This is a genomic window from Flavobacterium hibisci (genome assembly GCF_020026925.1).
Classification (GTDB): Bacteria; Bacteroidota; Bacteroidia; order Flavobacteriales; family Flavobacteriaceae; genus Flavobacterium; species Flavobacterium hibisci.
Map to the genome: position 1 here is coordinate 239,273 of NZ_JAIQDW010000002.1, position 24,360 is coordinate 263,632.

The window sequence follows — 24,360 nt, forward strand, 5'->3', positions numbered from 1 at the left end:
TTAATTAAGTTAATTTTTAAAGTTATGTATTGGCCATTGTTACTACGATTACCCTTCCTCCTTCTTCATTAGAAAGCAGTATTTTTTTTCCGTGTGTAAGTTCAACCATTGTTCCTATCGGAATTTCTTTGTTTTCTGTTACATCTTTTAAAGATGTTAGTTTTTGATTCACCAACACCCACTTGTCCTTAAAGAACGTAAAATAACCTACCGGCACTTTTTGGAGCGGGGTTAATTTCTCATTTCTGGCAATATTACGATTAACATGCCATTGAAACAAATATTGATCATTATAAACCATCAATCTATGATTCTCGGGTTTCCAAGTTGTTTCCTGAAACTGATAATACAGATCTAAAACTGGTAACGTACCTTCATGAGGCGTACCGCAAAAAGGGCATTTTGGTCTGTTTGTATTATCAAAAACATACCATTTTTGCTCGCAATAGGTATTATGGCATTTCTGCATTAAATCTGTAGTTTTCAAAAGTGCTGTTTCCCACTCTTCAGCAGTTGGTCTTAACATCGGATTATGAAGTCCGTCTATGAAAACTTTATCGAATAACGCTTTTAAGTATGGTCCTGTAATTGTATAAGGTAATTTGCTGCTATCTGCCCAAGGCAAATCCCATTTCGAAACCTGATTGATTTTAGGCCTGTTAGTAGCATCTGTCGGATGTTCTATAAAAATTGCCTTTTCTCCCATTGACAACAAATCATCTTTTTCGGTATCAAGATCATGAACCTTTCCACCTTTTAAAGGATGTCTGTGCAATAAAAACATGTAAATTAAAATGGGCAGCGAATGCAGATCGGTTAATCTGTTTGGCAGTTTTCTGTCAGGATCTGTTTTATGTAAATGCTTTGTTGCAAGTACTTCTGGCGCTATAAAACCAGGAGTTCCGATTACCTCTGCAGGAAATAATCCGGGAACGACCAAACCATCGATATCAATAATACAGGCCGCTTTCTCAACCGGATCTATTAAAACATTATTATGCGATAAATCGGAATGCGACAAACCCATTGCGTGCATTTTTTTGACACCGCGCGTAAGGTTTACGCAAATCTGAAAATAACTCAGCCAATCTCCTAATTCTGAATTTGCGATACGCAAAGGATAATGCGGATTTCTAAATTTTGAACTCGAAAACCATAATCCGTGTTTTTCTTTTCCTTGAATTAAATCGCTGGTTTGATATCCTTTTCTAAAGAAAAATTTAGGTTTATAAAGCGGTACAATAACTCCTGTCAAGCCTTTATATGTAATCACATCTGTAGGCCATCTGAAAATATCATTGATATAAAAATCACTGGCTTCTCCTTTTTGAATTTGATCAAAATATTTATTGGTTATTCGTTGTAGTCTTTCTTTTTGGTTATCATCCAGCTGTTCTCTAAAAACAGCAACAACGTATCTTTTGTCTGGACTAAAATAAACGTCTTTAACCCCGCCTCGCATCGGTTCGCCATTATCTTCAAACTGATAAGACTTGCTGGTATCTTTTATGGATTGTACTGTAACTATATTCATGATTTAATAAATTATAACCAAAGTCCTGTCATCATGATTTCCAGGACTCCAAAAATCCATCCAAGTAGAAAGCTGCCGTGCTATATCTGAATCATTTTGAAAATCAACTTTGGCATTATCGTCATTATTTCCATTTAAATCGGAGAAAAACTCCTGCCATTTTTCAATTTTTTCGAGATTAGCTTCGACAACAAACTTCGGATCGTAAATTCCGTCTGTCATTAACATCAAATACGAAAAATCATCCACTAATTTAAAACCAAAACGTGATGCATATTTTTCATTTTGAAAAATTTCCGGCATTGTAATAAATCGTGTTCCGCCGCAAAATTCGCCAACATCTATAGTATTCATCAATGTCACTGACGTCAGGTCTTTGTTTACTAAAGCAATTGGACAATCACCGACTCCAAAAGTCAAAACTACATAACCAAACTCATATTTTTTTACTAAAGCAAAAATTAATGTAGCGTGAAATTTATTTACTTCTTCGTCAATATTTTTAGCAAACTCTTCTATTTTTTGATTGACAAAATGAGCCGCTTTCGATAAACGGTCATAAACCAAATGATTTATTTTTGTTATCGATTCTTCGTCTGTTTTATTGTGATAATTATAAAGCAGTTCGTCGAATTCATTTAGATTTTCTTTTTCTAAATTTTCTTCAAAATACTGAACAACAGTTTCACAAGCTAATTTTGAACCTCTTCTGGATAAAGAAGCAGAACCGGCTCCATCTGAAACGGCTATAATACTCCAGCCGTTTGAGAAATTAGCAACGGTAAAATCGTCTTCCCTAAATGCACCGACATTGGCATGACTTCTTCCTCTTTTGGAAACGGCAACCATTTTTTTATCTAAAAATCTATCCGAAATCGCTTCAATATCTTTTTTACTGAATGGAGCTGCTGCATCACTTTCAATGTTTTTCCACAATGATTTCGGGTCTGGATTGATAATAAGCGTGATGATTTTCTCGTTTAGCGGAGATTCTTCAACATCTTCATTGATCTTTATTTTGAAAAGGAATCTTATTTTTAAATCACCATTAACTTTAGGAATTCCGTGAATGATTTTTTTGTCAGTATCAAATATAAGCCCTGTATCTTCTAGGTTTTTAATTTCGTAAAAAACAACATCCTGCCATTCTAATTGCTCAAAATCAATTTTTGCTTCATATGTTTTATTGACAGTTCCGTTTGGCAGAAAAACAGACTGATTTATAATGTCATCAATTCGATTTTTCAACTTCCAATTATTCATAATCATCTGCTGTTTTTCCTTAATTAATTTTACTGCATTAATATTTGATTCATTATGGATAAAATCCTCAAAAAGATGCTGTTTACTTTCTGGGATATCTACTTTATTTTGAGATAAAAAGGATTGAAGATATCTTTTGGTCTCTTCCATAATAAATATTACCCTTGTGTTCTATTTACATCAAAACCGCCTTCACCACAGCCATAAGAACCTTGATTGTTACACCAAGGACAAGTACTGATTTCTTCATCTCCAATACAATGTATTTTTTCACAAATACAAACAGCAAATGCAATTTGATTACCGCAGCATGGGCAAGTCGGACCTCCAATAAGTTCTTCTGTATTAACTTTGGTATTGAAATTAGTAGTGTCTGCCAATTCAAAATAAGAATTATCAACCTGATAAGCGCCTACAAGTTTATAATTTTTTGAAGCCAGCTCTACACCTGCATAAATTGACGGCGCAAGTGTTTTGCGATACTTCATTAAATAGGGTCTTTTGGTATTTTGACATTTTCCGTTTAAAACCACATAATTATCATCAACATATTGTTTGATTGGCTCTGTCTTGGTCAAATCTATTTTAGAAAGTGTTTCGCCGTCTAATTTTGCCAATTCAAAACCAGACGAATTATTTTCAACGCTAATGCTGCTGGTTTTTATAGAATCTGTAACCCATCTAAAAAACTCTTTGTATGACTGTGCGTTAGTATTTTTAAAATGAAGTACGTTTTCTGTCAGTTCTCCAAGCAATTGATTGTCTGTTTCGTTTCCAAATGAAACTGCAATTAAATTTGCTGTTCGCTGCCAATTATTTTTCCACTCATTTATTGCTGCTTTTGTATCATCTGTCGGAACCCCGTCTGTAAATAAAAACACAATTGGTTTCCAATCTCCTTTTACTTCATAAGTCGTTTTTACAATATTATTTCTTAATTCGAACATTAAGTGTCCTAGACCTTTACTCAAAGATGTACCGCTTCCGATAGGGAATTTCGGAGGATAAAAACTAACTATTTCTTGTAACGGAACTAATGTTTTGGGCTGACCTGCAAAAACGATAATCGACACAAAAACAGTTTCTAAAGCATGCGGATCTGTTTTTAACGCCTGAATTATAGCGGCTAATCCTTCTTCAACTTGCTGAATTGGTTCGCCAACCATCGATTCTGAAATATCAATTAAAAAATATATAGGTAGTCTTCTCATTTTAAAGGAGTTTTAAAGAGCTTAGAGATAAAGAAAATTTTTATGAAATTACGTTGTTTTTTAAAATTAAATCACGACAGTAATTTCGCTCGGCGGTGGCGGCAGTGTTACGTTTTCTCCTGTTCCCTGACTTTTGTTTCCTTGTTCGATTGTTTCAGAGACCCATTTAAAAAACTGCTTCAATGTAGAACTATCAGCAGAATCCAGATGTACCACATTATCTGTAAGTTCTTTAAGAATACTATCGTTTGCCATATGACCAGCAGCACAGCCCACGACAGCACCAAAATCCTGCGCTTTTATTTCTACAATTTTCTCTCTATATAACTGAATATCCGAAGGTTTTCCGTCCGTAAAAACAAAAAGTAAAGGTTTCCAGTCTCCTTTTTGGGTTGGAGAACTTTTTATCACTTCATTTTTAACTTTTTGAAGTACAAATTCTAATCCTGCACCAGTATTGGTCGGACCACTCTGTGGACAGGTTATTTCTGGAAGTTGAAAATGAACCAATTCTGTCAAAGGCACAATTTCTTTTACTTCTCTGTCAAAAGTTATAATACTGATCCATAACGAATCTAGGGCTTGTGCATCTGAGCGTAATGTATTAATCATACCGCTCAGAGCATTATTAAGCGCTTGTATAGGTTCGCCGTACATGGAACCAGACGTGTCTAATAAAAAATATACTGGTAGTCTTCTCATATAACCTTGCAAAAATGATTGATAGAATTACAAAAATTTAAACGGTAACAAATACAAAAGCGAATTGCAATTATAGGTAGGATTCTACAATTTTATGAATTGTTTGTCCTAAAAAGGTATCATCTGTAGGATCTCCAATTGCGCTGAATTTCCATTCCCCATTACGTTTGTATAATTTCCCCATAATAATAGAACGTTTGTTTACATACTGCGCTTCAGCCGAAACATTGTAAGAGGCAAATTCTGAAGTTACTTTTGTCGGCGTTCCTTCGTACATTCTGATTTTTGCATACGGAATTTGAGAGAAATCTTCTTTTCCTGCATTGTTTAAAAAGAAAAATATCTGGCTTACTTTGGCATCAACTTTAGAAAGGTCAACAGTAATAATTTCATTATCCAAACCATCGTCTCCTCCGGTATCTCCGGCAAGATCATCTCCGGTGTGCTTTAGAGCATTGTCAACAGTTATCAATTTACCTTTTGGCAAACCAAATTGCTGCAAAACTTCGGCTCTGTACAATGGAGAATATAAATGGTCACAAAGTTTGTTTTGGTCATCAATAAGTACACAGCTTAAATCTAAGTCTACTTCTGTAACATTTTTTGATAATCCTAAAAAACCTTTTGTTTCAATTGCGCCCCAGTTTACACCGACGCAAAAATTGGTTAATGTTTCACCGCTTGATTTTCGCAAATCAATTTTTTGTCCTTTGGTTAAGTTAATTGCCATACTTTTCAATTGGTTTTAAATTAGTTATATTTATTCAAATAATCTTGTAAGCCACCTTTCATTCCTATACCAACAGCTTCAAATTTCCATTCGTTATTTCTTTTGTAAATTCTTCCAAATTCTACTGCTGTCTCGATAGAAAAATCTTCATCCAATTCATACTTAACCAATTCAGTATTTGTCTGATCCAGAATTCTGATGAATGAATTTCTGATCTGTCCAAAATTCTGTCTTTTTGTATCTGCCTGATGAATCGTTACCACAAAAGAAATTTCGTGAACATCCGGAGAGATTAAAGATAAATCAATCTGGATTTTTTCATCATCTCCGTCACCATCACCGGTTAAATTATCTCCTGTATGAACTACAGCCCCATCAGGTGATTTTAAATTATTATAATAAACAAAATGGTTATCATTCGGAATTTTTCCGTTTGCACCAACTAAAAATACTGAAGCATCCACATCAAAACTTGAACCCGTGTTACTTGAATTACTATCCCATCCAAGACCTACTGTAAACTTTGGTGCATCAATACTTTGTCTTTGTCCTTTTTCTAAGTTAATTGCCATTTTATATCTTTAATTAATATTTATATTCAACATTGTTTTTAAAATATTGGTTTGTTCATCAACATTTTGGAGTTCTTCCAGAAAATCTACCGATGAAATTTTTTCATGATATTCCTTTAATACTTCTAAAACATTTTCGGGCAGTGTTGTTTTTATGACACTTAGTTCCCGCTTCAGTTCAGCATTTTTATTTTTCAGACTTCTTATAATTTCTTCTTTTGCGGATCCGTTTTTCGAAATATCAATATCTTTTGCAACTTCTTCGTTCAAAAAATAAAATGATTTTTCATTGGCTACAAAAACAAATTTATCGTTAGAATCCCTAAACTCATAAACCTCAATTATTTCATTATTACAAACCAGTCCGCAGGAAAACTTAATTTTAAAATTCAGGATATTCAAACGTCCCAGAAGTTTTTTTTCAAATCTCGCATATGGATTTTCATACACGCTTTTATTCAGCTGCGACAGTTTTTCGTACTGTTCAATTGTAATTTCCCTGTAATATTCTGCCTGAACACTTTGAGAAAAAGTGATTATATCATTCCAATTGAAAAAAACATCTTTTTCAGAAACAAACAACTGATAGAGTTCTTCTATCTTTCTGGACATATTTTGAGCATGCAGCTGCATTTGTCTGGCAAACTTACTCTCTCCTATTTCCAGTTTTAATTTTGATAAAATATCTTCATTAATATATATTTCATCGCTGATTAAAACATACTGCTGTTCTTTTGATTTTTTGATTTTTTGAAACAGATCAATAAGACTGCTTGTAAACTGAATATGAAAGAGCTCTAATTTATTAATATCTAATATTCGGTTCTTTTCAAAAAGAGTATGAATGATTTTTGTCCTTACCAAAATCCCGATAAGATCCTTGTGGTTAAAGAAATTGGATAACAATTCTAAAACCACAAGTTTTCTGTTACTGTCTTTTATTATTTGAAGATATCTCTCTTCTTCTTCCTCCTGCATTTATCTAATTTCCAATATTCAATTTGTGTAAATTTTTAGCTTACAACGCCTTTTTTCAATTCTTGTTCGAGACTTTGTAAACCTGCGTCCAGCTGTCTTCTGGTTTCTGTACCCTGATCGTGAATTTGTTTTACTTCTGTCAAAGTATCGATCAAAGATTTTGTTGTCATCTTCAACGTTTCAAGAGAAACAATGGTATTTTCGTTTTCTCTGGCAACTTCAATACTGTTTTGTTTCAGCATTTCTGCATTTTTCTGTAAAATAGTATTGGTTGTTTCAGAAACTCTTCTCTGAACTTCAATATTCTGTTTTTGTCTTTGTAAAGCTACAGCTAGCGTAAGCTGATTTTTCCATACCGGCATTGTAGTAGTCAAAATCGACTGTGCTTTCTCTGCAATAGAAGTATTATTGTTTTGTACAACTCTAATCTGAGCTAAAGACTGCAGCATAATAAAACGAACAATTTTCATATCGGCAAGACGTTTGTCTAAACGATTAATGAAAGTTCTTTTATCAGAAATTTGATAATCCTGATATTGTGCGCTGTTTGCTTCCATTACAGCAAGTTCTTCATTCAATTCTTTAAATCGAATTTGTCCTGCAATAATGTGTTTCTCCATTTCTTTGATCAGATTCACATTCCCATCAAACATAGTCTGAAGCGCGCTGTTATCTTTCACAGAATTAATCATTCCGGCTTTTACCTTATTACTGATTTTTTCAATATTAACCGTAATTCGGTCATATTCCTGGAATAATTTTTTTACATCAGTAATTAACTTATTCAGTAATGGAATTTTAGAAATGAATCTCTTAAATGGACCTTGGTCTAACTGATCAACATCTACATAATTTAATTCTGTAAGCAGATCGTTGATCAAAGTTCCAACTTCGCCAGAATTATATGTTCTGACATTGGTTAAGAAAGTATCACTTTGTTTTGCAATAGAGTTTTGAATTTCGGCACCATAATTCAGAATTGAATTGGCGTCGTTCTCATTCAATTGATTCGAAATAGATTTGTAATTGTTTACATCAGCTTCAGTAATAGAAGCTAAATTTACATTTCCATCTTTGTCAATCAATGCATTATTTTCCTGAGTAATCAATTGATTTTCTGACATGACTATAAATGATTCTGTTGAATTGTAACGATTGTCTGCTCCAGTTTTTTATCGTTTGTAGGTACTCCGACAGCGCTAAATTTCCATTCGTCGTTTCTCTTATAAAAGACACCCAAAACCATAGAAACATTTCCGGCAAAAGTAGCATCATTGGCAATATCAAAACGTGCAAATTCCTGAGTTACTTTTGTTGGGGTTCCTTCATAAATACGAATAGAAGCAAATGGGATGTCTTTAAAATCCTGACCTCTAAAACTGTTTATAAAAAATGCAACGTGATTTGCGGCTGGGGTTAATTGTGAAAAGTCTAAAGTGATTACTTCATTATCCAAACCGTCATCTCCATTTAAATCTCCTGTCAAATCATCTCCACTGTGTTTAATAGCACGATCGTTCGAAATTAATTTTCTAAAGTTTACCGAATCAATATGATTTTTTTTATCATCATAAACCGCACAGCTTGCATCTAAATCTACGGCTTCTTTTTTTGTACCAAAGAACCCCTTTTTTTCGATTGCTCCCCAGTTTACTCCAACACAAATGTTTTGTAATTTTGTACCGTTACTTTTTTCAAGATTTATACGTTGTCCTTTTTCTAGATTAATTGCCATATCTTAGTTATATTTATTTAAGTAATCTTCTAATCCGCCTTTCATTCCAACGCCCATTGCTTCAAATTTCCATTGACCGTCTTTATTGTAAATCCTTCCAAATTCAACCGCTGTTTCTATGGAGAAATCTTCTTCTAATTCATATTTAACCATTTCAGTATTATTGCTGTCGTCTACAATTCTAATGAATGAATTTCTAACCTGTCCGAAATTTTGTTTTCTGTTTACGGCATCATGAATGGTAACTACAACACAAATTTCTTTTACAGAAGGATTAATTTTAGTCAGATCAATTTTTACTTGTTCATCATCACCGTCACCATCACCTGTTAAGTTATCTCCCGTATGAATAACAGCTTCATCCGGAGATTTTAGATTATTGTAAAAAACAAAATGCGAATCAGATAATATTTTACCATTATCTCCCAGAATAAAAACAGAGGCGTCAAGATCAAAACTCGAACCTGTACTGCTGTTATTAGTATCCCATCCTAAACCAATAGTAAATTTTGGTGCATTTATATTTTCTCTTTGTCCTTTCTGCAAATTGATAGCCATAGTTTAATCTATTTTTATTACGTTAATATTCTTTTTATATTCTAAAATCTGATGGTAATTATTACTTATCGCAAGATGAAATAATTCGTTGCTTTTCTTTCTTGAAATATTAGATATCAAAAACGCAAATTGTTTATCATCAAGACTTAAAATAAATTTTACGATGCGGGTATTGTATTGAAAATCTTCGCTGTTTACTATAGAAACAATATCTTCTACATTTTTTACTGCAAAATAATTGTAATGATTTTCTATTTTTGGATGAATATCTTTGTTTATTAATTCTGCAAAATAAACAAATACAAAATCTCCCTTGACATCATATTGATCCAGGATTTTATTTACAGTATGTTCATGACTGCCAGTTATTTTGATATCATCAACAAATATGCAAAGCTTACCTTCAATAAAATTACGGTCTATGTAATAGGTATCATTCGAAATTAATTTAACACGCTGTTCAAAATCCAGATTTCCATAATCTGTTACATAAGTTTGGTTCCTGTAAATTTTAGATTCAATGCAGGCTTTTTTACCATTTTTAAACAAGAAGCTATTAAGCTCCTTTTTAAAATAGTAGCATAAGAAATTAGAAGCCGTTGGAATTGATAAATAAGGACTTGGCAGGATTACAATATCTTTTTCTGACAAGATTATATCTTTAAATTCCGCAACAAATCCATCAAAGAGCTCTTCTGCAAATTTCTCTGCGTAGAATTTATCTCCAAATTTAAACCGACTGTATTCTGCTTCCTTAAAAGAGCAGTTGTCTTTTTCTGTTATTTTGTGTAAACTGTAACTTTTATTCACTTTTATATTTTTAAGAGATGAGCGTTAAAACCAAATTTCAAAGCTCCGTTGTAATCGGCAACACTATTGTCGCCAATATGTAAAACATCTTTTTTCTCTATTTTTTTATATTTTTTAATTTCATCAAATACTAATTGGTAAATCTCTGTGTTTGGTTTAGAAAATCCAACTTCATCAGAGAAAATCTGAAACTTAAAATAATCCAGCAAATCGTAATATTTCAATAGCTTTCGTAATGTAAGCCCTTTAATGAAACCTGTATTACTCAAAATACTGATTGTTTTGCCTTCATTAGTAACATCATCAAACATTTTTTGAATATCAGTAAAAATTAAAACCGGTTTATATTTTAAAAACAATTCCTCAGTATGATTGTAAAACTGAGATAGCTTATCTGTTCCATATTTACTAAGATCTACATTTAAAGCTCCTAAAATTAAATAATATATTTCGTATGTTTCTATATTTAATCCTGTGTTTTCGTTAATATTATTACACAGAACATCGTAATATCTTACTACTTCATTTACTTTCTCAATAGGTTGTTGAATTTCAAAGAAATCCCTAAATAACAAATTTCTTTTTTGTTTAAATTCGGGATTGGATTTTATTAATGTAAGCCACAGATCAAAAGAAAGGTGACTGTAATTATCATAATTTATTTTCAATTGTATGTATTTTAAAGGCAATTAATTTCTTTGAGTAAGTCTCTGCTGGAAGCTCATTTATTTGATTATTTCTCCTGAATAATACTTCTCGAGAAAAAAGCTTAAGTCTGCTCTGTAACCAATACCGGAAGCTTCAAATCTCCAGTTATCATTTCGTTTGTACAACCTTCCAAACTCTACACCTGTCTCAATAGAAAAATCTTCATCTAATTCATATTTAGCAATTTCCTGACCGTTAGCATCATCGACAATTCTGATATATGAATTTCTAACTTGTCCGAAATTTTGTTTTCTTCTTTCAAAATCTTCAATTGTAACTACAAAGAGAATTTCCTCTACAGCATTATCAATTTTAGTAAGATCTACTTTTATCGCTTCATCATCATCACCGTCACTATTTCCACCTGTTGGATCATCACCTGTATGTTCTAATGCACCATCAGGAGAAGAAAGATTATTGTAAAAAACAAAATAATTTTCTCCTAAAAGTTTTCTATTCGCATTTATCATGATAGCAGAAGCATCTAAATCAAAATCATGCCCAGTACCCTCATTTGGGTCCCATCCTAACCCAATAGTTATATTCGATAGCCCAATATCTATTTTTTGACCTTTCTGTAAATTTATAGCCATTACAATATCTAATTATAATTTTATACTATACAATAATACAAAAAAGCAAATCATTAAAAATGTGGCCATCTGTTAAAAGCCAAATATTTATCAACAAAATAAAAAAATATCCTACTAATTTAAAAGGTTGATTGTATGTTATCATAACCATTTCTGTACTAGAAATAACATATAGAAAACAATTTGGAAGAGTTAAATACAAATAAAGATGCCAAGTAAAATCAATATTTCTATCTTTACATTCATTATTTCTAATACCAAATGCAATTAAAAACGGATGTATTTATGTGCCGTTTATTTTAAAAAATTAAAGCCTAAAAAATGTTTAAAAAAGGATCCAAACTCAATAGTATTTTAACAGGAAGTTGTCCGAAATGTCAAAAAGAGAGCATGTATGTGGATAAAAATCCGCTTCATTTGACTAATATTCTCAAAATGAATGAAAACTGTAGCCATTGTGGATTAAAGTATCAACTTGAACCGTCTTTTTTCTACGGTGCCATGTATGTGAGTTACGGATTAAATGTAGCTGTAGGTATAGCTGCCTTTATAGTTTCATTCGTATTTTTCGGCACAACAATCGAGCAATCATTTTTATCAATTGTTATTACGCTAATCGTTTTATTTCCCTTTGTTTTAAGGCTAGCCAGAAATTTATACATTAATATGTTTGTTTCTTATAATCCTAAGGCGGGCGAGAAATAGCAGACTTTAAATATCTTTTATGGAAACGCTTAATATCTGCCTGAGGATCAATCGGGTCTCCTTTTTCAATATGATTAAACAATAGTAGTGCCAATGAAGGACCGAGCATTACTCCACGTGTGCCTAATCCATTTAAAATATGAAGGGATTGATGTAATTCATGAGTTCCTATCAGAGGTCTTCTGTCAGCAACCGTTGGCCGAATACCACCAAAATGTTGTACGATTTCAAAATCGCATGTAATAATTTCTTTAATGCGTTCTAAAAGTTCTTTTTTTCCTTCTTCTGTTGGTCCCGCTGTTTTGTCATACCAATTGTAAGTAGCACCAACCTTGAAAAGATTTTCACCTAATGGGAGAATAAAAACACTTGTGTTTACAATAACATCAAGATTTAGATCAGGAGCTTTTATTATAAATAATTCACCTTTTGTCCCATCCAGTGGAAGATAATTAAAGAATGGATTTTTATGTAATCCAAAACCTTCCGCAAAAATAACATGTTTAGCCTGTATATTTTTATATTGAATTCCTACGTCTAAAAACTCAACAAGGCTACTGTCAAAAGTTTCTTCAAGCAACAAATTATTTGCAATCAAAAATTGCTTGTACTTTTCTAACAACAATGATGTATTTACATATCCGGTATGCAAAACTTCTCCGTAGCCGTAAGGAGAATCAATACCATTAAACTTTTTAGAAATTAATTTAGTAGATAAAAATGGTTCCAGATTTATTTTGTCTGAAGCAGCAAACCAATTGTTCTGTTCTTCTATTGAGAAAAACTTTCTTAAAACTGGCATTTTAAAATTAAATTTCTCCTTCAGTTTATCTTCTATCTGACTATAGAAATCATTCATTAAAACCAATTGTTTTTTAGCGTCCCAAACCTCACTAAATCGTTTCAAAATTACAGGATTATACAAGCCGCCTGCAACTTTAGAAGAGTTCTGAGATGTATCATCAATAACTAAAATTGTCTTATTGTTTTTAAGTGCAATTTCAGAAAAAGAAATTCCGGCCAACCCAGATCCAATGATTAAATAGTCAAACATGTATTATTGATAAATAAAAAACTCTTACTACAAAAGTAGTAAGAGTTTTTGTTATAATGTGATTTTGGAACTTAGTAATTCCACATATCTTGTTCGAAATTACGAATCTTTTCTTTTACTCTTTCAGACTCTAACAATTGGTTTTGTGCATTGTCTTTCATGTATTCTTTAATCTCACGATCTCCATACATATTTTCTTCTTTATACACAACAGCATTAAAACGTCTAGAATTTAAGATTTGATCAAATGAAATAGGAAGAGCTGAGTTATTATCGTTAAAAGCTTTTGCTTCATGCAAAACTTCTCTTGAATTTGGATAAAAAATCCAGAATAACTCAATATAATCCTTTTCATCACTGTTCATAGTATAAACATCAGGAGTTACCGGACAAATCCCAAGTAAACGATATTTCAATTCACTTTGACGTTTGTCAAAATACCAATATCCTTTAATTTTATACTGAGAAACATCTGCAGCAGTTAGATCTTGTTTTAAAATATATTCTGAAGGAACTGTTCTGGTAGGAGCAACTACTTCATCTACATAAGTAACTACTTTCTTCTTACCGGTACCAGTAACAACCTTTTTCTTAACAACACGAGACTTGTAATCATCTGGATATTGGTTAATAAGTTCCCTACCTGCATCTGTTGTATCAATACGTGACAATGATCCTTCGATGTCTTTCAAAGATTTTTTAGTATTGAAATAACTATCAGCATATACCTCAGTTATTTTGCCATTTTTCATAGCTTTCGTCAAAACATCATAAAGCGAACGTCTATCAGAACCAATATTAGCTGTATCTACCGGAAAATATAAGGGAAAGTTAATCTTCTCATTTAAATCAATAATTTCCCAGGTAGTTTTCCCCATTAATACATCTCTATCATCTACATAACCATAAGCCAAAGGCTTGTCATTATCTGAGATAAGCTGTGCAGGAGTTTTAAGTCCAATTTGTGCAGGTGTCTTCGCATTAAGCAAGTTAGATTGCGCAGTAGAAGTATAACTTCCGGCGATAGAAACAATAGCTATTAAAAAATTTCTTACTTTCATCATGATATCATTATAAGATATTGAACGTAGTTTTACCTACTTTATTATTGTATTTCGTAAATTACCGGAGCAGTTCTTGGCAATAAATAACTTCCAGCTCCAACAAGTTTAGTTTTAATTTCAGAAATAGTAACCTGATCTCCTCTGCCTGCTTTTGCTAGAACTGATTTACATTGTGCATTCATTTTGTTACCATTCACTACAACTGTAGGCTGACCAGCAATTTTTAAATTGAATCCAACTACATCTAAACCAACTTCAAAATCGAAATCAAGTAATTTAGCACCTATGGTAGCAATCTCTAAGTTAGATTTTGGTCCTTTAACAACCCCCATCTCACCTCTAATTGTACCTGTTGGACCAGGAATACCTTTAATTCTGAATGTTTTCTTGTCTGTAACTTTATCTCCATTTGGTAGTGTACCTGTAACAGAAATAGTAGCCTCTGTACCTGAACCTGGGCTCATATTGTATTTACCTGGTTTACCTGCAGAATTTAATCCTGGGGCACTGGCAACAATTTTATTAGCATCAACACCAGCAAAAGAAACAGAGATTGGATTAACAACACCTCTATAAACAACATTCATTTTATCGGCAGAAATTGTAGCAGAATTTGGTCTTGGAACTACAACATATTTTCCTGAAAATTTAAGCGGAATATTTTTACCATCTTCCAAGAATGTAAATTGACCATTAATATCTTGCTCTCCTACACCACCTGCGGTTAACGAGATAACTGCCTGACCATTAACAATTTGACCAGGACCCTGGAAAGAAGTTGGCTTAGTATTTTCATCGTAACGACCTAAAACTACTTTACCGGTTACTTTTTCACCTTGGAAATATGCATTCTTATCTAAAACTACGATTGCCTGATAGTTACTGTAAGAAGCAGCAGCAACAGCAGCTTTTCCTAATGCAGCACTATAAACATCAGATTCTGCTTTTTGAACATCATTTTGCCAAGCTGAAAGTTTAGCTAATGAAGCTACAGCTGGAAAACCTTTAAAGTGATAAGCCAAATACTTATCTTTCAAGCCTTCTTTATTTTTAACATCAGAAACATCAAATTTCTTTTCAATTTCTGCAACTATAGCTGCATACTTTTTATCAGATAAAGCTGCTTTCATGTCAGCTTTGTATTTCTCGATTTTAGAAATGATTTCATTTCCTTTTGCAGTATATCCTTCACCTGTAAACCAGTTGTCGATATTATCTCCTTTGTCCATTGCTTCATAAGGCAATTTTCCAGTCTCTTTATCAGTTTCAAAACCTTTTAAAACATCGCCTTTTAATCCACCGATGTATGCATAAAATTCTTTTGAAGCTGATTCAACTTTATGAGCTGTAACTGCAGCAGCGGCAAATTCTCCTTTTGCTTCAGCAGCTTTTTGATCAAGTGAAGACAATAGTCCGGCATTCGTTTGCTCAGACGATGTATTTGCACTTTCAAATTTTTCATTCATTAATCCAAAAGCAGACAATACTTCTTTGGACATATTCATTGCTAACATTGCGATGAAAACCAGATACATCAGGTTAATCATCTTCTGTCTAGGGGTTAATTTTCCTCCTGCCATTTTTTTCTAATTAGTTTTTATTAATAAATTTAATATATAGTTAAAAACTAATTATCCTTTGTTACTCATTGCAGAAAGCATACCACCATAAACATTGTTTAAAGAAGCAATATTAGCAGTCATAGATTGCATTTGCTCTTTCAATTTAGATGCATTTTCAGCGATTTCTTTATTAGCGTCAGCATTTCTTGCTGCACTTTCTAACTGAACTTTATATAAGCTGTTTAATGACTCCATTTGAGCAGCAGCCATTGACAATTCTTCGCTGTATTTTTTAGTAGATGCGATAGAATCTACAGTTGGAGCAATTCCTTTAGCAGCTGATTCGAAATTTTTAATACTGTTCCCTAAGCTTGACATTAACTCTCCGTCGATTTTAGCTTCTTTAAGCATTACATCTAATTTTTGAGACAATAATCCCTGAGCGTCAGATGGAGCCTCAACTTTATCAGCTTTCTTTTTTGGCTGACCATTTGCTAATTCAGGATACACAAGAGTCCAGTCTAATTCATCTTCTACAGGTTCAAAAGCTGATAGTGCAAAAATTAACGCTTCTGTAACTAATCCGACTGAAAGCATTAAGGTACCTGTTAAAGGTCCAATTTCAAAGTGAGTAATTTTGAATAATGCTCCAATAATTACTACTGCCGCTCCCATACCATAAGCGAAATTCATTGCTTTTTTACTTAATAATGCCATAATAATACTTTTTTAGGTTTTAATTTAGATTTAGATTTGGTTATTGAATTGAATTTAATTTAATTTATTTTTTACTTCCTGTAGCCTGAGTACCCATATAATCCTGTACGGTTCTGAACCCAATATAACTTCTTGCAGAATCTGCATATTCGTGATCACGTGTTCCTACTTGTAAAAAGTAAGCAACATCTTTCCATGAACCACCACGAACAACTTTTCTTTGATTATTTCCATCAATCACGTTTGGATTCATGGTTGAAACATATTCATACGCATTTGGATTATAAGCTGAATCAGTCCATTCTGAAACATTTCCTGCCATATTATACAATCCATATCCATTCATCTCATAAGATTTTGCCTCAACAGTGTACAAAGCTTCATCTGCTGCATAATCTCCTCTGCTAGGTTTAAAGTTTGCCATAAAACACCCTCTGTCACTTCTTGTGTATGGACCACCCCAAGGATATGTTGCAGATTCCAGACCTCCCCTTGCAGCATACTCCCATTCAGCTTCAGTTGGCAATCTGAAAGCATTAACTAAGTCACGCCCTTTTTTCTTTGATTTTATATAACTATTTTTATTTAAAGTTCTCCATGCACAGAAAGCCTTAGCTTGTTTCCAGGTCACCCCTACTACAGGATAGTCCCCGTATGCTTTATGCCAAAAATAATCATTATGCATTGGCTCATTATAAGAATAAGCAAAATCTTTAATCCAAACAGCGGTATCAGGATAAATCGGCACTTCTTCTGTTTTCACGAAGTCTTTTCTCTTACCAACTTTAGCTTTAGCAGCAGCCTGAATATCCATCCATGAATAACGGAATTTTAATTTATTCACATCAATTGTTCTCAACCCATTATAAGATTCTTCAATTGGCAAATACATTGAATCCATTACCTCAGCATAATATTCGTCTGGATAAGCTTTTGTATCTTTAATTAATTTAACTTTTTTATTTAATTTTCTTCCAGCATAAGGATCATCTTTTGTTCCTACACTATAATAATTATCATACATATATTTATCATACGCAGTCATTTTCTCAGGCTCAGAATCATTAAATGCATAATCTGCAATACTACCCGCTTTTTTACCTGACCCTCCAGCTGATTTTTGTCCGGTTTCATCAGCCAAAATAGCCAAACGAACTCTCATTGTTGAGTCTTTTACCCACTCTACAAACTGGCGATATTCAGAATTTGTAATTTCTGTTTCATCCATATAAAAAGAACGAACTGTTACAGTTTTAGTAGGTGCATCTTCTACCGCTGCTAAATCACCATCGGATTTACCCATGATAAAAGATCCGCCTGGAATCAAAGTCATTCCATAAGGCTTTTCAGGATGCCATTTTCCTCCTTGCACACCAACTAATTCGCCTTTATCACCGGATTTACCACAGCCAATTACTAGTGTTAACATTGTCGCAAATGCAATAAACTTCTTCATATAAATTTGGGATTTCTATTCATTATTATAAGTCGTAAACGTATTTATTATTTTTTAAATAAACAATACTATATCAATATTTATTTCAGCGGTCAAAATTAATGTTAAAAAAAATAAAAAAAAAATATTTTATCAAGAAAGAGTTAAAAATAATAGTCGTAAAATGCAATTTTTTATGATTAATGTTTTTATTGCTGTATTTCAAAATAAAATAAAATCTTTATAAAATTAAAAATTAAGCTTTTTAACAAAATATATTAATTACAAAGCGTTCTTTCGTTGTGCTTTCCACCACCTTTCCGGTAATTCCTGATTACAAGCACATAAATATTCATCATAAGAACAAGGTAACAACGTATTTCTTTTCAATTTATTACTTCCATTTGACAGGAATGGAATTTCGATCCACCACCGATCTGTTTTGTCGCTTTTGTAAAAAATTAACTCTTCATCTTCAAGTGGCACTATATACTTTAGATAATTTGTTCTGCTTCCAAAAGGATATTCCTTTGAACGATAATGATAACCTTCAACAAAATACCAAATTATTTGCGCAATTAAAGCTGCCTCAGGCATACTGCTATTATGATTAAAAATCCCAAATGATGAAACTTTATCGCTAATTCCTGCATAACGCGCTAAAGAGCAAATCTCTTTTCCATTAAAACCGTTCGGCTCAAAAGATATTGTATTTCCTGAATCCGAAGATTTTACAGAATTTAAATCGATACTAACCAAATCAGCATCCCTAAAAACAGGTTCAGCCAAAGCTATATTGTTTGAAATTTCGCCTAAACGATAAGCGTCGAAAAACAATTTTTCAATCAAATCAATTTCTTCCTGAGAATTATAATAAGTTTGATAACCAATATTACAATAGTTAAATAGATTATTAGGTTCATCAATTATGATTTTTGTTAAATACGAATTAGAGGAAACTATTTCATTTTCTTTACCAAAATCAAATCTGTTATCTACACTAACCATATTGACCATTTGCTCCAGATCATCATAAGCACGATACAAAGCATATGTCAAATCTTGTGAACCTCCTATAACTATAGGAATTACTTTATTTTTAATTAATGATGAAGTTACTTTTTTAAGCGCAAAATAAGTATCTTCAACTGACTCTCCAGCCAAAATATCTCCTAAATCAGCAATTGAAGCATCCCAATTACCCGGAAACATACCATAAAGTTTTTTACGAACAGCTGTCAGGTTTACTTCATTAACAATATCAATATTTCTACGATCTTCTAAAACACCTATAATAGCAATGTTTATTTTATCTATATCAGGAAACTGATCCTGAGTATGCAAAACAATTTTACTTCCCAATTCTTGAGAAGACAGAGAACTAATAAATTTTAAAACCCCTTCGCTAACTGGTTCCAGAAAATCAAATTCCATTTCTTATTTCTTTTTAGCAGCTGTTTTTTTTACTGGTGCTTTTTTAGTCGTTGTTGCCTTTTTAGCAGTTGTTTTCTTTGCAGGCGTTTTTGCAGCAATCATCTCCTGAACCTGAGCGAGTGTTAATTTTGTGGCATCAACATCTTTACTCAACTCAATTTTGATTTTGCCTTTTAAAATAACCGAGCGTCCCCAACGTGCTTTTTCAACTACAATTCCTTCTTCTTCCCAATTATGAAGAACCTTATCAATATTTTTTTGCAATTTATCTTCGATTAGTTCTTCAACATCAGCCTGAGATAAATTATCAAAATTGTATTTTTTGCTCACATTCACAAAAAGACCATTCCACTTTATAAACGGACCAAAACGTCCCACACCCTTTTGAACTGCTTCGCCTTTGTAAACTGCAATTGGCGCATCAGCAAGTGCTTTTTCGTCAATTAGTTCCTTTGCTCTTTCCTTGGTAACAGCAAGGGGATCCTCTCCTCTTGGAAGAGAAATAAAAACACTACCATGACGTACATAAGGCCCATAACGCCCATTACTTACTTCGACTTCTTCTCCTTTATATTCGCCTAAATTCTTAGGCAGTAAAAATAAATTCAAAGCTTCTTCTAATGTAATATTTCCAATATTCTGATCCGCCATTAAACTGGCAAACTTTTTATCTTCATCATCAGCTTCTCCAATCTGCGCCATAGGACCAAATTTCCCTAAACGAACAGACACCTGCCTTCCATCTGCATCTTTCCCCAGAATCCTTTCACCGCTTTCTCTTTCCGCATTTGCCTCAACGTCCTTCACATTTGGATGAAATTTATCATAGAATTCCTGCATCATCCTTGCCCAGTCAATATTTCCTTCAGCAATTTCATCAAAATCCTGCTCTACTTTTGCAGTGAAATTATAATCCAGAATGTTCCCGAAATTCTTAACAAGGAAGTCTGTAACAATTGTTCCGATATCTGTCGGAACTAATTTTCCTTTATCTGAACCCGTATTTTCTTTCAGCAACTTCTCACCTACTTTACTATTTTGCAAAGTAAGCTGTGTATAATTACGCTCAACGCCTTCAAGAGTACCTTTTTCAACATAATTTCTATTGATAATTGTTGAAATAGTTGGTGCGTATGTCGATGGACGTCCAATTCCAAGTTCCTCTAATTTTTTAACTAATGAAGCCTCCGTGTAACGTGCGGGCGGTCTTGAATATCTTTCTGTGGCAGTAATATAATTATTAGCCAGTTTTTCGTTTACTTTTAAAGCCGGAAGCATTCCCTCTTGTTCTTCTTCATCGTCATCATGACCTTCTAAATAAACTTTAAGGAAACCTTCAAAAAGCAATACTTCTCCTGAAGCTGTAAAAATTTCACTGTGATTATCAGCTTCGATCTTCACATTGGTCCTTTCAAGCTGCGCATCACTCATCTGCGAAGCCAAAGTTCTTTTCCAGATCAGATCGTATAAACGAGCCTGGTCACGATCAATATTCACCGAATGAAGAGACATATCAGTAGGACGAATTGCTTCGTGCGCTTCCTGAGCCCCTTTATTTTTGTTAGCGAAAGTTCTCGGTTTAGAAAATTCCTTCCCGTACGATTTTATGATTTCAGCTTCAGCAGCGTCCATCGCTTCTTTAGAAAGATTTACCGAATCCGTTCTCATATAAGTAATAAGTCCTGCTTCGTATAAACGCTGTGCTAACTGCATAGTGATTCCAACTGGCAAATATAATTTTCTTGCCGCCTCCTGTTGCAAAGTAGAAGTTGTAAAAGGTGCTGTTGGAGATTTTTTGGTAGGTTTAGTTTCTAAATCTGCTACCTTATATTTAGAACCGATATTTTGATTTAAAAAATCTTCAGCTTCTTTTTTAGTATTGAAGTTTTTTGGAAGTTTTGCCTTAAAAGCTTTTCCACCTTCATTTACAAATTCTCCAACAATAGAATACGTAGCAACTGCATTAAAGCTTTGAATTTCGCGCTCTCTTTCAACAATCAAACGCACAGAAACAGATTGTACACGTCCAGCAGAAAGTCCGCCTTTGATTTTTCTCCACAAAACCGGGGACAATTCATAACCTACCAAACGGTCTAAGACTCTTCTCGCTTGTTGCGCATTAACTAAATTATAATCAATTTCCCTTGGATTGTCGATTGCTTTAAGAATCGCAGATTTTGTAATCTCATGAAAAACAATTCTTTTGGTCTTTTTTGTATCCAGCTTTAATTCTTCCGCTAAGTGCCATGAAATGGCTTCTCCCTCGCGGTCCTCATCGCTTGCTAACCAAACCGTTTCGGCATTCTTAGAAAGTGATTTTAGTTTCGTTACCAAGGCTTTTTTATCAGGGGAAACCTCATATTTAGGTTTAAAACCATTCTCAACATCTACCCCTATTTCCTTTGATGGTAAGTCGGCTATGTGACCATAACTTGACTCCACCTGAAAATCGCTCCCGAGAAATTTCTCGATCGTTTTTGCCTTTGCAGGTGACTCCACTATTACTAAATTCTTTGCCATTTCTCTTTTTTTCTGCAACAAAAGTAGATGTTTTTTTTAAATATCAACCCTGATAATTCATTTTTGAAGTATTTTGATATTATGTTTCTAAAAATTGCAGATTTATCTGTAAACCGATAGATTATATATAGGTGTAGTTTTTAAAAGTTTATAACCGAAAAATGCATTCAGTTAACCGGATAGTATAGCCCGGATTATTTTACTATACTTATATTTCAATTGGAGTTCAGTGAGTTTTATTAGGAGTGAAAAGCCCTGAGTAAAAAATCAATTCTATTGCCAGAAAAACAGCGGGCAACGGAAGCTCGTTTTTGTGATACAGAAAAACAACTTTTTTCTATGAGGACTTAAAAAAGGAAGTAAGATAAGTTAATACAAAAGTTATAAATGTAAATTATTCATAATTCTGAAAACATTGTTAATTCTTTATCTGACATCTTGTCATATTAACCGTATTTACGCTATCTTTGCACTTTGAAATTTTACAATGGAAAAGATTATTGAAGAAAGCAAACAGGGCGAAAGTCTTGTTCTGGAAAACAAACCTGAAAATACTAAAAAACTCTTTATAGAAAGTTACGGCTGTGCGATGAATTTTTCGGACAGTGAAGTTGTAGCTTCGATTTTATCTGACGGAGGCTACAATACAACTTCTGTTTTAGAAGAAGCCGATTTGGTTTTGGTAAATACTTGTTCGATTCGCGACAAAGCAGAACAGACTATTCGCAAACGCCTTGAAAAATATAACGCTGTAAAGCGCACAAACCCGAAAATGAAAGTTGGTGTTTTGGGCTGTATGGCAGAACGTCTGAAAAGTCAGTTTTTGGAAGAAGAAAAAATTGTCGATCTTGTTGTAGGTCCTGATGCTTATAAAGATCTTCCAAATTTATTGGCCGAAGTTGAAGAAGGACGTGACGCCATCAATGTAATTTTATCGAAAGATGAAACCTACGGAGATATTTCGCCGGTTCGTTTGATGAGCAACGGAATCACCGCTTTAGTTTCGATCACGCGTGGATGCGATAATATGTGTACGTTCTGTGTTGTACCTTTTACACGCGGGCGTGAAAGAAGTCGTGAACCGCAAAGTATTATGGCTGAAATTCAGGATTTATGGAATAAAGGTTTTAAAGAAATTACACTTCTTGGACAAAACGTTGACAGTTACCTTTGGTATGGCGGCGGTTTGAAAAAGGATTTTGTAAATGCTTCTGAAATGCAAAAAGCAACAGCAGTTGATTTTGATCAGTTGCTTGAAATGGTTGCTGTTGGTTTTCCTAAAATGCGTATTCGTTTTTCGACTTCCAATCCGCAGGATATGCATGAAAGTATTTTGCATGTTATGGCGAAATATCCAAATATCTGTAAACACATTCACTTGCCTGTTCAGTCTGGAAGTAACCGAATTTTAAAGGAAATGAATCGTCTGCATTCCCGTGAAGAATATATGGCTTTAATTGATAAAATTAGAGCAATTGTTCCAGATGCTTCGATTTCACAGGATATGATTGCCGGGTTCCCAACTGAAACAGAAGAAGATCACCAGGATACTTTAAGTTTAATGGAGTATGTAAAATATAATTTTGGTTATATGTATTCGTATTCTGAGCGTCCTGGAACTTTGGCAGGAAGAAAAATGAAAGATGATGTCGAGGAGGAAACCAAAGCCAGAAGATTACAGGAAATTGTGGATTTACAGCAAAAACATGCCTGGTTTAGAAGCGAGGAATTTGTTGGAAAAACAGTTGAAGTTTTAGTAGAAAAAGTTTCTAAAAAGTCGAAAGATGAATTTTCAGGAAGAAATTCTCAGAGTATCACGGTTGTTTTCCCAAAAGAGAATTATAAAATTGGAGATTTTGTAAATGTGAAAATTACAAGCTGTACAAGTGGAACTCTTAAAGGGGAAGCTGTTGGGCTTAGTAGCATGAATTGATTTTTTTTAGCCACTAATTCCATAAATTTACCCGAATTTTCTTTCAATACATTCTGTATCTTTGCCGAAAAACAAAATAATGGAATTGTATAGAAAAGAAGAATATTATAAAGTTGTTGGAATTTGCATGGAAGTTCATAGAATATTAGGCGGAGGCCTTTTAGAAATTATTTATAAGGATGCCCTAGAATATGAATTTAGGAAACATAATGTTCCATATGAACGTGAAAAAGAATATGATATTCAATATAAAGAAATTGTTAGCACATAAATTCTATGCTGATTTTGTAGTTTATGATGAAATCATTTTAGAAGTAAAAGCATCAAAAGAAATAGTTGATGAACATACCGCTCAAACAATAAATTATTTAAAATTAGCTGATAGTGATTTAGGAATTATCGTTAATTTTAATAAAAAGACATTACAACACAAAAGAGTTATTCATTGACACGATTTCAAAAATTAGTGAAATTCGAGAAATTCGTGGCAAACAAAAATTACAAGCCAAAGTTTTGGGCAAAACCTGAAACAATAAATACTT

Annotated in this window: 22 protein-coding genes and 1 pseudogene; 3 read left to right on the forward strand and 20 right to left on the reverse strand. The window is 33.2% G+C overall.

The window, feature by feature from the left end:
* Window positions 1-22: 22 nt before the first annotated feature.
* From K8B81_RS03390 to K8B81_RS03450, 13 genes are all read right to left on the reverse strand, one after another.
* Window positions 23-1,534 (reverse strand): helix-hairpin-helix domain-containing protein, encoded by a 1,512-nt coding sequence (locus tag K8B81_RS03390; protein ID WP_223678813.1) that lies wholly within the window; start codon window positions 1,532-1,534, stop codon window positions 23-25.
* A 3-nt stretch (window positions 1,535-1,537) separates the two neighbouring features.
* Window positions 1,538-2,947: a PP2C family serine/threonine-protein phosphatase gene (locus tag K8B81_RS03395; RefSeq protein ID WP_223678815.1), complete on the reverse strand. Its 1,410-nt coding sequence runs from the start codon at window positions 2,945-2,947 to the stop codon at window positions 1,538-1,540.
* Between the two features lie 8 nt (window positions 2,948-2,955).
* A complete protein-coding gene (locus tag K8B81_RS03400) occupies window positions 2,956-4,008 on the reverse strand; it encodes a TerY-C metal binding domain-containing protein (RefSeq protein WP_223678817.1) in 1,053 nt (350 codons plus the stop codon).
* Between the two features lie 66 nt (window positions 4,009-4,074).
* A complete protein-coding gene (locus K8B81_RS03405) occupies window positions 4,075-4,710 on the reverse strand; it encodes a vWA domain-containing protein (protein ID WP_223678819.1) in 636 nt (211 codons plus the stop codon).
* Window positions 4,711-4,780: 70 nt separating this feature from the next.
* Window positions 4,781-5,440: a TerD family protein gene (locus tag K8B81_RS03410; RefSeq protein WP_223678821.1), complete on the reverse strand. Its 660-nt coding sequence runs from the start codon at window positions 5,438-5,440 to the stop codon at window positions 4,781-4,783.
* A gap of 20 nt (window positions 5,441-5,460) precedes the next feature.
* The gene (locus K8B81_RS03415; protein ID WP_223678823.1) at window positions 5,461-6,012 is read right to left on the reverse strand and encodes a TerD family protein; all 552 of its coding nucleotides are present in this window, start codon (window positions 6,010-6,012) and stop codon (window positions 5,461-5,463) included.
* Between the two features lie 9 nt (window positions 6,013-6,021).
* Window positions 6,022-6,990 carry a hypothetical protein gene (locus K8B81_RS03420; RefSeq protein ID WP_223678826.1) on the reverse strand — a complete coding sequence of 323 codons (969 nt, stop codon included), beginning with the start codon at window positions 6,988-6,990 and terminating at the stop codon, window positions 6,022-6,024.
* A gap of 35 nt (window positions 6,991-7,025) precedes the next feature.
* Entirely contained in the window at window positions 7,026-8,114 is a 1,089-nt protein-coding gene (locus K8B81_RS03425; protein WP_223678828.1) for a toxic anion resistance protein, read from the reverse strand.
* 2 nt (window positions 8,115-8,116) lie between these two features.
* Window positions 8,117-8,725 carry a TerD family protein gene (locus K8B81_RS03430; protein ID WP_223678829.1) on the reverse strand — a complete coding sequence of 203 codons (609 nt, stop codon included), beginning with the start codon at window positions 8,723-8,725 and terminating at the stop codon, window positions 8,117-8,119.
* 3 nt (window positions 8,726-8,728) lie between these two features.
* Window positions 8,729-9,283, reverse strand: coding sequence for a TerD family protein (locus K8B81_RS03435; RefSeq protein WP_223678831.1), 555 nt, complete (start codon window positions 9,281-9,283; stop codon window positions 8,729-8,731).
* Between the two features lie 3 nt (window positions 9,284-9,286).
* A complete protein-coding gene (locus K8B81_RS03440) occupies window positions 9,287-10,093 on the reverse strand; it encodes a phosphoribosyltransferase family protein (RefSeq protein ID WP_223678832.1) in 807 nt (268 codons plus the stop codon).
* A gap of 2 nt (window positions 10,094-10,095) precedes the next feature.
* On the reverse strand, window positions 10,096-10,761 hold the full coding sequence (locus K8B81_RS03445; RefSeq protein ID WP_223678834.1) for an HAD family hydrolase: 666 nt from the start codon (window positions 10,759-10,761) through the stop codon (window positions 10,096-10,098).
* 57 nt (window positions 10,762-10,818) lie between these two features.
* Complete coding sequence (locus tag K8B81_RS03450) at window positions 10,819-11,394, reverse strand: TerD family protein (RefSeq protein WP_223678836.1); 576 nt, start codon at window positions 11,392-11,394, stop codon at window positions 10,819-10,821.
* Between the two features lie 321 nt (window positions 11,395-11,715).
* Between K8B81_RS03450 and K8B81_RS03455 the strand changes: the two genes are divergently transcribed.
* The gene (locus K8B81_RS03455; protein ID WP_223678838.1) at window positions 11,716-12,099 is read left to right on the forward strand and encodes a DUF983 domain-containing protein; all 384 of its coding nucleotides are present in this window, start codon (window positions 11,716-11,718) and stop codon (window positions 12,097-12,099) included.
* Here K8B81_RS03455 and K8B81_RS03460 read toward each other — a convergent pair.
* From K8B81_RS03460 to topA, 7 genes are all read right to left on the reverse strand, one after another.
* Window positions 12,080-13,153 carry an NAD(P)/FAD-dependent oxidoreductase gene (locus tag K8B81_RS03460; RefSeq protein WP_223678840.1) on the reverse strand — a complete coding sequence of 358 codons (1,074 nt, stop codon included), beginning with the start codon at window positions 13,151-13,153 and terminating at the stop codon, window positions 12,080-12,082. The two genes, K8B81_RS03455 and K8B81_RS03460, sit on opposite strands and share 20 nt — an antisense overlap.
* 71 nt (window positions 13,154-13,224) lie before the next feature.
* Window positions 13,225-14,214 (reverse strand): type IX secretion system ring subunit PorN/GldN, encoded by a 990-nt coding sequence (gene porN / locus K8B81_RS03465; RefSeq protein ID WP_223679054.1) that lies wholly within the window; start codon window positions 14,212-14,214, stop codon window positions 13,225-13,227.
* Window positions 14,215-14,258: 44 nt separating this feature from the next.
* Window positions 14,259-15,797: a type IX secretion system motor protein PorM/GldM gene (gene porM / locus K8B81_RS03470; RefSeq protein WP_223678842.1), complete on the reverse strand. Its 1,539-nt coding sequence runs from the start codon at window positions 15,795-15,797 to the stop codon at window positions 14,259-14,261.
* Window positions 15,798-15,848: 51 nt separating this feature from the next.
* Window positions 15,849-16,496, reverse strand: coding sequence for a type IX secretion system motor protein PorL/GldL (porL, locus tag K8B81_RS03475; RefSeq protein ID WP_223678844.1), 648 nt, complete (start codon window positions 16,494-16,496; stop codon window positions 15,849-15,851).
* Between the two features lie 64 nt (window positions 16,497-16,560).
* Window positions 16,561-17,952, reverse strand: a complete 1,392-nt coding sequence (gene porK / locus K8B81_RS03480; protein ID WP_223678846.1) for a T9SS ring complex lipoprotein PorK/GldK — start codon at window positions 17,950-17,952, stop codon at window positions 16,561-16,563.
* Window positions 17,953-18,213: 261 nt separating this feature from the next.
* The gene (locus tag K8B81_RS03485; RefSeq protein ID WP_223678847.1) at window positions 18,214-19,365 is read right to left on the reverse strand and encodes a formimidoylglutamase; all 1,152 of its coding nucleotides are present in this window, start codon (window positions 19,363-19,365) and stop codon (window positions 18,214-18,216) included.
* A gap of 3 nt (window positions 19,366-19,368) precedes the next feature.
* Window positions 19,369-21,885: a type I DNA topoisomerase gene (topA, locus tag K8B81_RS03490; RefSeq protein ID WP_223678849.1), complete on the reverse strand. Its 2,517-nt coding sequence runs from the start codon at window positions 21,883-21,885 to the stop codon at window positions 19,369-19,371.
* 487 nt (window positions 21,886-22,372) lie between these two features.
* Between topA and miaB the strand changes: the two genes are divergently transcribed.
* On the forward strand, window positions 22,373-23,818 hold the full coding sequence (miaB, locus tag K8B81_RS03495; RefSeq protein WP_223678851.1) for a tRNA (N6-isopentenyl adenosine(37)-C2)-methylthiotransferase MiaB: 1,446 nt from the start codon (window positions 22,373-22,375) through the stop codon (window positions 23,816-23,818).
* A 142-nt stretch (window positions 23,819-23,960) separates the two neighbouring features.
* A pseudogene (locus K8B81_RS03500) lies at window positions 23,961-24,267 on the forward strand (GxxExxY protein).
* Window positions 24,268-24,360: the final 93 nt, after the last annotated feature.